This window comes from Stenotrophomonas sp. BIGb0135, assembly GCF_024810105.1.
GTDB classification, from domain to species: Bacteria; Pseudomonadota; Gammaproteobacteria; order Xanthomonadales; family Xanthomonadaceae; genus Stenotrophomonas; species Stenotrophomonas maltophilia_AB.
Window position 1 is genome coordinate 829,976 of record NZ_JANUDX010000001.1, and the last position, 12,170, is coordinate 842,145.

Here is a 12,170-nt window from a genome sequence, read left to right on the forward strand (position 1 = left end):
GCGTGGCGCTGGCGCTGCCGCAGGAGCGGCTCAGGGCGTGGTGGCAGCCGGGCTGCCCGGGCTGGGCGCGAACTGCAGGCGCGTCCATACGCCGTAGTGGTCCGAGGCCCAGCGGCCGTCGGCGTAGGGCTGGTCGAACAGGATTTTGGCCTCGCGTGCGAGCAGCCGGTCCTGCTGGAAGAAGATGTGGTCGATGCGCGACGGCGCGTCGTAGTAGTGGCGGTTGAGCGTACTGACCTGGGCCAGTTCGTTGTTGACGTGCACGCTGCCGAAACTGTCGCCGTACTGGTTGCGCAGCGCGCTCAGGTCACCGGCATCGACCAGCGCGTTGAAGTCGCCGGCGATCACCACCGGCGCGGTGCCGGCGGTGCTGGCGATGAACGCCAGCAGGTCGGCCACCTGCTCGCCTCGGATGCGGCTGCCGCTGTCGTCCGAGCGTTCGTTGAGGTGGGTGGCATACACGTTGACCGGCTGGCCGTCGACGTCGATGCGCAGGTGCGCCACGGTGCGGTAGTCGCCGCGCGGGGCCAGCAGGTGCTCGTTGCGCGCCAGCACCGGGCGCCGGGTCAGCAGGGCGTTGCCGTAACGCTTGAAGCGGCCCGGCGGGTCGGTGGAGACGAACTGGTAGTCGTAGCCCAGCTTGCGCGCCAGCCACGCGGCCTGGTTGCGCACATGGGGCTTCTGGATCACTTCCTGCAGCGCGATCGCATCCGGGCGCAGCGCCAGCAGTTCGCGCAGGATCACCTTGCGCCGTGCCGGCCAGTCCTCGCGGTCGTGGTGCAGGTTGAAGGTGACCATGCTCATGCCCGGGGCGGCGCTGGCCACGGCCGACGGCGGCGCAGGCGTGACCGCCGCAGCGGCCTGCCCGGCCGCGTGCGCCGCGCCTGCCAGCAGCGAAGCCAGCAGCACGCCATGGACAAAGGCACGACGCAGGCGTGCAGGCGGGGACGCGGTCGACATTACGGGGCCTTGCGCTCTGCGCGACGGACCGCCGACGGCACCTCGATCTCGACCTTGGCCGGCACCTGGGTGATGCGCAGCTCACCGTTGAGCCATTGCGCCGGTTCGCCATTGACCCGGGTCTCGCCCGGCTCGCCACTGTAGGGCCACGGCAGGATCACCCCGCCGTGCGGTGGCACCAACCCGGCCGAGACCTCCAGCACCAGCTGCTTGTCGCTGCGGCTCAGCGCATAGCTGAGCTGGCCATTGGGGGTGCGCAGGCCCTTGATCGCCACGCCCTTGCCGTCCAGCCAGCGCGTCGGCACGCCGGCGGCCAGCACCAGGCTGTCGTCGACATCGCGGTTGTAGGCGAACATGTCCAGCGCCGAGCGCACGAAGTCCGAGGCCACCCAGGCATGCGGCAGGTCGCCGACGAAGAACGGCTTGCGCGGCGTGTGCGAGACCACTTCGGCCCACTGGTTCCAGGCCTGCGGCGCGCGATCCTTGAAGAAGAACTCGGTGGCCTGCCAGGCGCGGTCGCGCCAGCCCAGGCGCACGAACGCGGCCACGTTGCGCCACTCGTAGGGGGTGTAATCCTTCCACTCGCGCTTGCCGTCGCGACGCTCTTCGAACTGCTTCCAGTAGCGCTCGAAGGTGTTGTCCAGGTACGGCTGCGGCAGGCGGCCCTGCTCGCCACCGGGGGCCAGCGCGATGGTGGTGGAGGTGGCGTCGAAATCACCCAGCTCGGCAGCACCGGGCAGGTAGTCGATCTTGTGCAGCTGCACGGCGGCCAGCAACGAGGCCTGCAGGTCGTCACGGAACTGGTCGCGCGACTCGCTGATCTGCAGCGCGTCGACCTTGCCCAGCGTGCTGGCGATCACCGCGGCGTCCTTGTAGCCGCGCAATGCCCAGAAGTTGTCCCAGTACGAGTGCATCGGCTTGGCCGAGTAGCCCTCGTGGCTGATCGACACCGGCATCATCCCGTAGAAGGCCGGGTTGCGCGCACGGTTCTCCTCGGTGCGCTCGCTGAGCCGCAACCGTTCCATGTAGCCATAGGCGCCCTGCACGTGCGGCCACATCAGCTCCAGGAAGGTGCTGTCGCCGGTGTAACGCCAGTATTCGGCGATGTTGAAGATCAGCTCGCCGTGGCTGTCGTTCTCCGGCACCGGGTCGCTGCCGCGCGGGTCGACGCAGCACGGCACCTTGCCGTTCTCGAACTGATGCGGGGCGTACCAGGTGACGTACTCGCGCACCGCATCGCTGCGGCCCATGCGCAACAGGCCCTCGGAGATCATCGCGCCGTCGCGGATCCAACTGCGCGAATAGGAGCGCGTGCCCGGCTGGATGCTTGGCCCGATCCGCGAGATCAGCATGTGTGCCAGCGCGGTGCGCAGGGTATCGGCCAACGGCTTGCCGGCCGCCGGGAGCTGCAGGCTGACCTGGTCCAGCTTGGTCCGCCACATCGAGGCCACGGCCTGCTGCGCCTTGGCGGCGTCGAAGTCCTTGGGCATGGTCCAGCTGCCGGTCTGCGGCAGCACCACCGCGATCTCGCGGCTCTGGCCCGGCTCCAGCTTCCAGCGGTACAGCAGCGCGCCGGACGCCAGGCCGGTGGGGTCGCGCACTTCGGTGGTGCCCGGCAGCTTGCCGCTGGCCAGGTGCACCACGTCCAGCTTGCCGTCGAAGGTGGTGGCGAAGGTGGCATCCGGGGCCTGCGCCGGGTACAGGCGCGGCGTGCCGTTGACCTCCACGTCGGTGGCGTCCACCGACAGGTTGTCGATGCGGCTCACGCCGCCCACGGTGTTGAGGAACTGGGTCGGCGGGTTGACCTGCCAGGGCCGCACTGCCAGGGCCAGGGTGTACTCGTGGGCCACCTTGTCCGGGTTGCGCAGGGTGTAGCGGCCGATCAGCTGGGCCTTGTCGGGCGTGCCCTGCACGAAGCCGGTCACCCGCAGCGCGGCCTTGTCGTGGGCCCAGTCGACGCTGGCGATCGGCAGGTAGTCGTCCTGCAGCGACTGCGTGCTGGTCACGTCGGCCCAGCTCAGCAGCTTCTTGCCATCGACCTGCACGAACGGCTCGACGCTGAAGCTGGCCTTGGCCACTTCCAGCGCGCCGTCTTCGCCGATCAGGGCCTGTTCGCGCCCGCCGTCCAGGCCCAGCAGCGTCCAGTACGGCTGTTCGCCACTGAAGCCACGGGGCACCGAACCGCGCGGCAGGTCGGCACCGACCGAGCGGATGAAATCGTTGGGGGTATCGGCGAAATCGAGCGGCTTGAGGCTGATGTCACGGATGCCGTAACGCCAGCTCGGCCCGCCCTTCAGGTCGAAACGCAGGTAGCGTGCCTCGGTATCGGGCAACGCCAGCCAGTCGCGGTCTCCGCCACCGCCGACCACCTCGCGCACTTCCTTCCAGCTGCGCCCGTCCTGGGAGGTGCGCACCACGTAACGGGTGGCTTCCAGCCCCGGCAACCACTGGATCACCGCACCGCCGAACTCGCGCACCTTGTGCAGGTCCAAGCTGATGGTCTGCTCGGCCACGCCGCCACTGATCCACACCGTGTCGGGCTTGCCATCGGCAATGCGGCTCTGCAGCGCCGGGGCGGTGTCGGCGATCACCGACGGCGTCAACGCCGAGGTATCCATCGGCGGCAGGCCCTGCAGGGTCAGGCGGTCGAAGCACACCGTGCCCTTGCCCCCGACCTTGCTGTAGATCGTGAATTCAATCGCGGCGCTGCGGGCGAGCGAGGTTTCCTTCGACGGCCCCCAGGCCTTCTCGATCTGGCGCGCGCGGTACTGCACGCTGCTCCAGGCCTTGGGGAAGGTGTAGCCGGGCCGGTTGACCCACCATACGTTGTCGCCGCTGGCGTCGATCAGCTTGAACTGCAGGTCGTTGGCCGGCGAGTCGCCGCGCAGCTGCAGGCCGAACTGGTAATTGGCCGGGTACTCGATGCCCAGCTCGCGGCGGATGCCCACGTAACCGGAGACGTCGTGGAAGTCGTAGTCCACGCACAGCGCGCGCCCGCCGCCACTGCCGATCACGCTGCGCAGCGAGCCGCTGACCTGGTCGGACACAACCAGTTTCCAGGGCGCCATGTCGTCGAAGCTGTCCAGCACCTTCGGTGCCGGCAACGGTGCCGGCGCGGCGGCCGGGGCCGCCATCGACCACATCAGCCCAAGACCCAGACCCACCGCGACGACGGCATGTTTCACCCTTTGACACTCCCCAGCAGCAGACCTTGGATGTAGTAACGCTGCAATGCCAGGAACAGCAGCAGCACCGGCACCACCGTGACCACCGCACCGGCCATCATCATCTCGACGTCCATGATGTGTTCGCGCGACAGGGTGGCCAGGGCGACCGGCAAAGTGTAGTGCTCCTGGTCGGTCAGCACGATCAACGGCCACATGAAATCGTTCCAGGCGCCCATGAAGGTGAAGATCGACAGCGTCACCAGCACCGGCTTGAGCATCGGCAGCACGATCTGGAAGAAGATGCGCATCTCCCCTGCCCCGTCCATGCGCGCCGCTTCCAGCAGCTCATCGGGAATGGAACGCGCGTACTGGCGCACCAGGAAGATGCCGAACACGCTGGCCAGCGCCGGCACCACCACCCCGCCGAAGCTGTTGACCAGGCCCAGCTGCTTCATCAGCAGGAACAGCGGCAGCATCGCCACCTGCGCCGGGATCACCAGTGCGGCCAGCAGCACCTGGAAGATGCGCTCGCGGCCGGCGAAGCGCAGCTTGGCGAACGCATAGCCGGCCATGGTGTTGAGCAGCAGCGAGCCCAGCGTGATCGCCAGCGAGACGCCCAGGCTGTTGATGAAGTTGTTGCCCATGCCGGTGCGCGCGAACAACTCGTGGTAGTTGGCGGTGGTCACCGAGGACGGCAGCAGCGGCGGCGGGAAATGCGCCGCCTCGCCGGTGGGCATGAACGACACCGAGAGCATCCACAGCAACGGCGCCAGGCTGACCAGCGCCAGCACGGTCAGGCCGCCATTGATCCACCATGCATGCCAGCGCGACTGGCCGATTTCACGACTCATACCAACTGCCTCTTGCGGCCGAAACGCAGCATGACGCTGGTCACAGCCAGGATGATCAGGAACAGCAGGAACGCCACCGCGGAGGCGCGTCCCAGGTTCCACCACTTGAAGCCTTCCTCGAACATGAAGTACAGCACGCTGACGGTGCTCTGCAGTGGGTCGCCGCGGGTCATCACGTAGGGTTCGGCGAACAGCTGGAAGTAGCCGGACACGGTAATCACCCCGACCACCAGCAGCACCGGCCCCAGCATCGGCAGGGTGATGTGCAGGAACTGCTTCCAGCGCGAGGCGCCGTCGATGCGCGCGGCCTCGTACAGGTCATGCGGGATCGCCTGCAGGCCGGCCAGGAAGATCACCATGTTGTAGCCGAAGTTCTTCCATACCGCGAACAGCATGATGGTCGGCATGGCCCAGTTGGGGTCGCCGAGCCAGTCGATCGGACTGATCCCCAGGTGGCCCAGGCCGTAGTTGACCAGGCCGTAACTGGTATGGAACAGGTAGCGCCAGATCACCGCCACCGCCACCAGCGTGGTCACCACCGGGGCGAACAACGCGGTGCGGAACAGCGCCTTGAAGCGCGCCGCCGGGGCGTTGAGCAGGATCGCCGCGCCCAGCGACACCGCGATCGACATCGGCACGCCGACGATCACGAAGTAGGTGGTATTCCACAGCGACTTCCAGAACATCGGGGTCTGCAGCAGGTCGATGTAGTTGCCCAGCCCGACGAAGCGCAGGTTGCCGCTGTCGGCCAGCGAATACAGGTCGAAGTCGGTGATGCTCAGCGCCAGCGCCGAGAACACCGGCAGGCCGAAGAACACGCCGATGACCAGGATGGCGGGGCCGGCGAACATCCAGCCGGCGAGCGAACGCTGTTTCATTGCGCTGCTCCCGTGGCCACGGCGCTGGAATGCACGCCGGTACCGGCGGCCTTCTCCTGCGCATCGCGTTCATGCATCCAACGGCGCTTGGCGAGGACCTTGTCCACGCGCTTGTCCAGTTCCTTCACTGCTACATCCTGGTCGAGGCCACCACGCACCACCTGTTCGGTGATGATCCGCATTTCCTGCACGATCCGCTCCCACTCCAGCACCTTCGGCGTGGGCTTGACGCGTTCCAGCTGGTCGCGGAACGGCTGCGCCAGCGGGTCGTTGGCCAGCGAGGGGTAGTCCCAGGTGCTGCGCCGCGGCGGCAGGTCGCCGATGATGGAATGGAAGCGCTCCTGGATCGCCGGGCGCGACAGGAACTCGATCAGCTTCCACGAGGCTTCCTTCTGCTGCGAGGAGCGGAAGATCACCAGGCTGGTGCCACCGGCGATGCCCGCGCCCGGGCCATCCGGACCGGGCAGCGCGGCGGTGCCCCACTTGCCTTCCAGTTCCTTGGGCTGCAGCTTCTTGAACTCGCGGATATTCCACGGGCCGGACAGGTAGAACACGTTGAAGCCGCGGAAGAACTCGTCCCAGACGTTGGAGATCTGGGTCTCGGACATGCGCGGTGCCCAGCCCTGGGCGAACATGTTTTCGTAGAAACCCAGCGTCTTGCGGAAGCCCGGGCTGCTGAAGTTGCCGCGGGTGTCCTCATCGCGCAGCAGCGGATCGGGCTGCTGCAGGGCGAAGGACAGCTGCTGCTCGAACTCGTTGATCGGCATCAGCACCGCGTAGCGCTTGGGCCCCTGCATCTTCTTGATGGCGGCCATCATCTGGTTCCACTCCTCCCAGGTGCGCGGGGGGTGGTCGTAGCCGGCCTGGGCGAGCAGGTCCTTGCGGTAATACAGCAGGCGCGTATCGACGTACCACGGCACGCCGACCAGCTCGTCATGCACGACGTTGGTATCCCAGATGCCCTGGAAATAATCGGCCGGGTCCACCACCTTGGACTGCGCCACGTACGGCTGCAGCGGCACCAGCGTATTGAGTTCGGCGAACTCGGGGATCCAGGTGTTGCCGAGCTGGCACACATCCGGCAGGCCGTCGGCGGCGAACGCGGTCAACAGCTTCTCGTGCGCGGCGGTCCACGGGATGTTCTGCACATCCACGTGGATGCCCGGGTTTTCCGCTTCGAACTCGCTGATCAGGCCACTGACCACCTCGGCCTCCCGGCCCATGGCCCAGAAGCGCACGGTGACCCCTTCCGGCTCCTTGCGGCAGCCACCCAACATCACGCTGCCGACCAGCAGCAGCAACAGACTCAACCCCAGCTTCGGGCGCGACGACAATGGCACTGCTTACTTCCCCTGCTGCTGGTTGCGGTTGGTGTTGGAATTGTTCTTCTGTTCCTGGGCCGCCGCCGCGCGCGATTCGGCGATGCCGACCGAGCGTGCCGAAGCGGCCTTTTCATCTTTCTGCAGTTCCATCGGCTGGTCCTCGCCTTCCGGGGTCAACCAGCCACCGCTGAAGCCCGCGCGTTCCAGGCCCTTGCGGATGTGCGCGTTCTTCTCCATCACGTCCCAGACGAAATCGTTCCGGTAGTTGGCGATCATGGTCAGGATCGGGCCCTGGTCGATGCCGATGTAGTCGCTGGCCACCCAGCCACGATCAGGCACCATCCGGCCGGTCTTGATCGGAATGTCGTAGTTGAAGCTGGGGTTGAACGAATCCAGGAACCCGTAGCTGGAATAGATGTAATCGCCGTAGCGCTTGTGCATCTCCAGCGTGGCCGGGATCACTTCCTCCGGGGCGAACACCACCGAGGCGATCGCCGCGGTCGGGGCGATCGTGCCGTCGTCGAAGTTCTCGCGCAGGCCGGCGCCGCGCGAAGAGTAATGGCGGAACTGGCGCTGCTCGCCGCGGTATTCCTGGGTGGTGTTCTGCGGGCCATCGCTGGCGGTCAGGCCCCACACGTTCTCGCCGTAGTCCTTCCAGTTCATCGGGTTGGCGATGGCGTATTCGCGCTGGGCCAGCGCGGCCGAGCGGCTGTTGAGGAAGTAGGTGCTGCCGCGCTCGCGCATGTAGGCATCCTGGATGTCGCGGAAGTCCACCCACACGTGCGTGTACTGGTGCCCGAACAGCGGCCCGAAGGACAGGTATTCCTGGCCCTGGTAAACACCCCAGTCGTTGTCGTAGGTGCGCGTCCACACCGTCCAGGCATCCGGGCTGACCGGATGGGTCGGCGAGCCGAGCGCGAGGATGTAGACCATCATCGCCTCGTTGTAGCCCATCCAGTCGTGGTCGATGAAGCCGCTCTCGGGGAACCAGCCCATCGAGATCAGCGGCGCACGCTGCTGCAGCCACGGCCAGTCCACGCGCTTGTACAGGGTGTCGGCGATCTCGCGGATTTCCTTCTCGCGCGCGTCGTCACCGGTGTAATAGGACTGCGCGAACAGCACGCCCATCATCAGCAGCGCGGTATCCACGCTGGAGAGTTCCACCCAGCTGTCGTAGCGGGCGCCCTGCTGCATGTCCAGGAAGTGGTAGTAAAAGCCCTTGTAGCCGCCCTTGCCGGTGCGCTGCGGCCCCATCGGCAGGTCGCGGAAGAACTTCAGCGTAAGCAGGGTGCGGTCGACCGCCTGGGTACGGCTGACCCAACCGTTTTCCACGCCGATCGGATAGGCGGTGAGCGCGTAGCCGACCGAGGCGATGCTGGCGAACGGGCGCGACGGATACCGGTCCGGGCTCAGCCCGTTGACCTCGTTGGTGGTGTCCCAGAAGAACTGGAAGGTGCGGCGCTCGATATCGTCGAACAGCGGCGGCAGTTCCGGCTTCATCGGGCGCGGCGGCACGTCGGCCTCGACCAGGATCACCGGCGGCTTGGGTTTCGCCGGGGTTTGCGGCGCCTGCTGCTGGCAACCGGCGATGGCCACGGACAGCAACGCCAGCGACACCATCCGAGATGCATTCATCCACCACCACCTTTTGCGCATGTTCGTGCTGGAGAGCATAGCCTCAACCAAGCTGAAATCGTTTACAGATCACGATCCAAAAAAATCCGCCAGGGCGGATGCCGTTCCACCGACCGCACACGCGCTTGCCCATCCGGGGACGGCAAGCGCCTGTGCAGTCCGCCGGTCGGCCTGGGCCGGCCGGCGGTGCTGCCCCTGCAACGCCGGTGAAGGCGTTGCAGGGTGATGCGGACATCAGAAGCGGAAGCCGACTTCCGCCTTGACCTGGCGCGGGGTACCGACGATGTCGCCGGTCTCGTTGTAGCTGGCCAGCAGCTTGCCGTTGGTCTTGGTGTAGTTGTAGTTGGAGAAGTTGTCGAAGTTGAAGATGTTGATGATGTCGATACGCGCGTACAGCTCGGTATCGCCCGGCATCTTGAACGTCTTGGTGGCCTGCAGGTCGACCGAACGGTAGCCGAAGATCTTGCCACCGAGCAGGAACTTGCCATTGCCGTTGGGCACCGCGGCGCCCGGGGTCGGCAGGTCGTAACCGGTCGACTGGGTGACCGGGTACCAGTCGTTCACCGCGGTCGGGGTGGCCAGGGTGACCTTGCCGCCGAAGGTGATGCCCCAGAAGCCCGCGTACGAACCGGTGACCACCAGGCGGTGGCGCGGCGCGCCGTTGGAGCGGATGGTCGGGTAGTCGCCGATCAGGCCGCGGTCGAAGGCGTACTTCTCATTGATGTCGCGGTTGTGGCGCGCGGTCGTCCAGGTATAGGCGATCGAGGAGCCCCAGCCGCTTTCCTGGGTGAACGGCTTCTGCGCCGACAGCAGCACCTGCGTTGCGCGGGTCTTGATGCCCTGCTGGCCGATGATCAGGCTGCCGAAGCCCGGCACGTTGCAGCTCCAGGCCTGGCTCAGGCCCGGGTCGGTGCCACCGCACAGGCGCGGGTCATCGAAGAACTGGCCGGTCGGGTAGCGGTTGCCCAGCGTGAAGGCGAAGCCGTCATAGCTCAGCGTACGGGAGATGGTGGCATCGGTCAGCCAGTCACCGACCTGGTTGCTCATGCCCAGGCTGAACTGGTCGGAGTACGGCACCTTCAGGTTGTTGTTGAGCAGATCCACTTCCAGGCCGGCATTGCTGGTGGAGCCCACCAGGCTCTGCAGGTTGCCGATGCCGTTGAGCAGGTTCGGGTTCCAGTCATAGCAGGCGGCCTGGCCATTGAGGCAGCTGCCGGTGGCCGGGTTGCGGAAGTAGATGGTCGGCTGCGGCAGGGCCAGCTTGGTGGTTTCCAGCTGCAGGTTGTCGAACAGGTCGCGATCGTAGGAACGACCGGCGCCACCGTGGATCACGTGCTGCTCGTCGGCGTTGATGTCATACGAGAAGCCCAGGCGCGGCTGCCAGGCATCCTTGAATGCCTTGCGGTTGTGGCCGTTGCTGATGTAATTGCTGATGTCCAGCCCGCCCAGCGCCAGCGAATCGGCGTAGGTCTGGCCGGCAGCAGCGCGCGGATCCTGCGAGTAGATCGCGTCGACCACGGCCTGCGGGGTCACGAAGTCCAGGTAGGCCGGGGTCTTTTCGTAGTCCCAGCGCAGGCCGATGTTCAGCTGCAGGTGGTCGTTGACCTGCCAGTCGTCCTGGATGAACAGGCCGATCTGCTTGGACTTCGAACGCACTTCGCCGGACACGCCCGACACGCCGGTCACCGGCTTGACGAACTGCGCCTTGTACGGGATGTCGGACGGGAAGTCCGGATCGCCCAGCGAGTAGGTGAACTGCGGATTGATCTGCGCCGCATCGGAGGCGTACAGGTCGATCTGCTTGTACTTGGCGCCCATCTTGATGGTGTGGTCACCGGCCCACTGGATGCCATCCAGGGTCAGGTTGTCTTCGATCGCCCAGCCCTTCTGGCCCTTCACCTGCGAATCCAGCGCCGAGGCGCCGCCGATCTTCACCAGGGTGCGGTCTTCGGTGCCGTCCGGCGCGGTGTAGGTGAAGCCGTTGCCCAGGGTCAGTGGGGTCGGGTTGTTGAAGGAATCTTCGTGGGTGAGCATCATTTCGTTGTAGTAACGCTCACCGCTGTGGTTCCAGCGCAGCGCGTAACGACGATCGGTGTTGACCACTTCACGGCCGGCTTCCGGCGCGGTCTGGCCACTGAACTGCTGCTGGGTCTCGTCGCGGTCCTGGAAGCTCAGCTCGATGCGATCGTTGTCGGTCGGCTCGAAGTCGATCTTGGCGAAGATCAGGTCCTGCTCGAACGGCTGGCTGGACGGGCCGAGGCCGGCGGCGGCGTCTGCCGGCAGCAGGCCGACGCGGTTGGTGACCGAGCCTTCCGGCGCGATGGTGACCGGCAGGTCGAAGCGCTTGGCTTCATAGGTCACGAAGAAGTGGGCCTTGTCCTGGATGATCGGGCCACCCAATGCAAAACCGTATTCCTTCTCGGCCGATGCCTCCTTGGTCTGGCCAGCCTGGCGCTCGGCCGGGGTCTTGGCGCGCATGTCTTCGTTGGTGTAACGGTAGAAGGTTTCACCCTTGAACTCGTTGGTACCGGACTTGGTCGCCGCAGTCACGGCCGCGCTGGAGACCTGGCCGTACTCGGCCTTGTAGTTGCCGCTGATGACCTTGTATTCACCGATGGCCAGCTGCGGGAACGGGTTGCCGGCGCTGCCGGACTGGCCGGCCACGCCGCCGCCCTTGACGTAGCTCTTCTGGCCCACGCCGTCGATGTAGACGTTGGTGCCGTCGGCATTGGTGGCACCGCCGCGCAGCGAGGTGTTGCCCTTGGCATCACGGGTGAAGATCATGCCCGGGACCGCGTCGGCGAATTCCAGGAAGTTGCGCGACACCTGCGGGGTGGTCTGGATCTGCTGCAGGCTGACCGTCTTGCCCACTTCGGAGGTACGCACTTCCTGCAACAGGGTCGGGGCGACCACGTTGACCGTATCCAGGTTGGTGGCGTTGGCGGTGCTGCCGTTGGCCGGCGCGCCGCCGAAGTTCAGGGTCGCGGCCGAGGCCACGGTCACCGTCACCTTCTGGGTCTGGCCATTGGCCACGACGTCGTAGGTGCCCGGATCCAGGCCCATCAGCGAGTAGCTGCCGTCGGCACGGGTGGTCGCGCGGCGCACGGTGCCGCTGGCCAGGTTGGTCGCGGTCACTTCGGTGCCGGCCTCGGCCTGGGCGACCTGGCCGCGCAGCGAAGAGGTGGCCGACTGCGCCATCACGCTCGGGGCGGCGCCCAGCATCAGGCAGGTGACCAATGCGCTCGTCAGCAGGCTGCGAGCCGGCGTGCGATTGCGGTGATTGGAATACGTCATGTGAATCTCCGGGTGGTGGTGGCCGTCGTTGCGGCCCCTGTCGTTTTATTTATTGCGTTGTTT

General features: G+C 66.3%; 7 protein-coding genes. All 7 read right to left on the reverse strand.

Annotated elements, in window-relative coordinates; all coding sequences use genetic code 11:
* Positions 1–30 precede the first annotated feature (30 nt).
* Complete coding sequence (locus M2421_RS03785; protein WP_259203363.1) at positions 31–960, reverse strand: endonuclease/exonuclease/phosphatase family protein; 930 nt, start codon at positions 958–960, stop codon at positions 31–33.
* Positions 960–4,094: a discoidin domain-containing protein gene (locus M2421_RS03790; protein WP_259203547.1), complete on the reverse strand. Its 3,135-nt coding sequence runs from the start codon at positions 4,092–4,094 to the stop codon at positions 960–962. Before M2421_RS03790 ends, M2421_RS03785 begins: the two co-directional genes overlap by 1 nt.
* A gap of 47 nt (positions 4,095–4,141) precedes the next feature.
* Positions 4,142–4,978 (reverse strand): carbohydrate ABC transporter permease, encoded by an 837-nt coding sequence (locus M2421_RS03795; RefSeq protein ID WP_259203364.1) that lies wholly within the window; start codon positions 4,976–4,978, stop codon positions 4,142–4,144.
* Positions 4,975–5,856, reverse strand: coding sequence for a sugar ABC transporter permease (locus M2421_RS03800; protein WP_259203365.1), 882 nt, complete (start codon positions 5,854–5,856; stop codon positions 4,975–4,977). The genes M2421_RS03795 and M2421_RS03800 overlap by 4 nt, the downstream gene beginning before the upstream one ends.
* Positions 5,853–7,172 (reverse strand): sugar ABC transporter substrate-binding protein, encoded by a 1,320-nt coding sequence (locus M2421_RS03805; protein ID WP_259203548.1) that lies wholly within the window; start codon positions 7,170–7,172, stop codon positions 5,853–5,855. Before M2421_RS03805 ends, M2421_RS03800 begins: the two co-directional genes overlap by 4 nt.
* A 27-nt stretch (positions 7,173–7,199) precedes the next feature.
* On the reverse strand, positions 7,200–8,813 hold the full coding sequence (locus M2421_RS03810; protein ID WP_259203366.1) for a glucoamylase family protein: 1,614 nt from the start codon (positions 8,811–8,813) through the stop codon (positions 7,200–7,202).
* Positions 8,814–9,047: 234 nt separating this feature from the next.
* Entirely contained in the window at positions 9,048–12,107 is a 3,060-nt protein-coding gene (locus tag M2421_RS03815; RefSeq protein ID WP_259203367.1) for a TonB-dependent receptor, read from the reverse strand.
* Positions 12,108–12,170 lie beyond the last annotated feature (63 nt).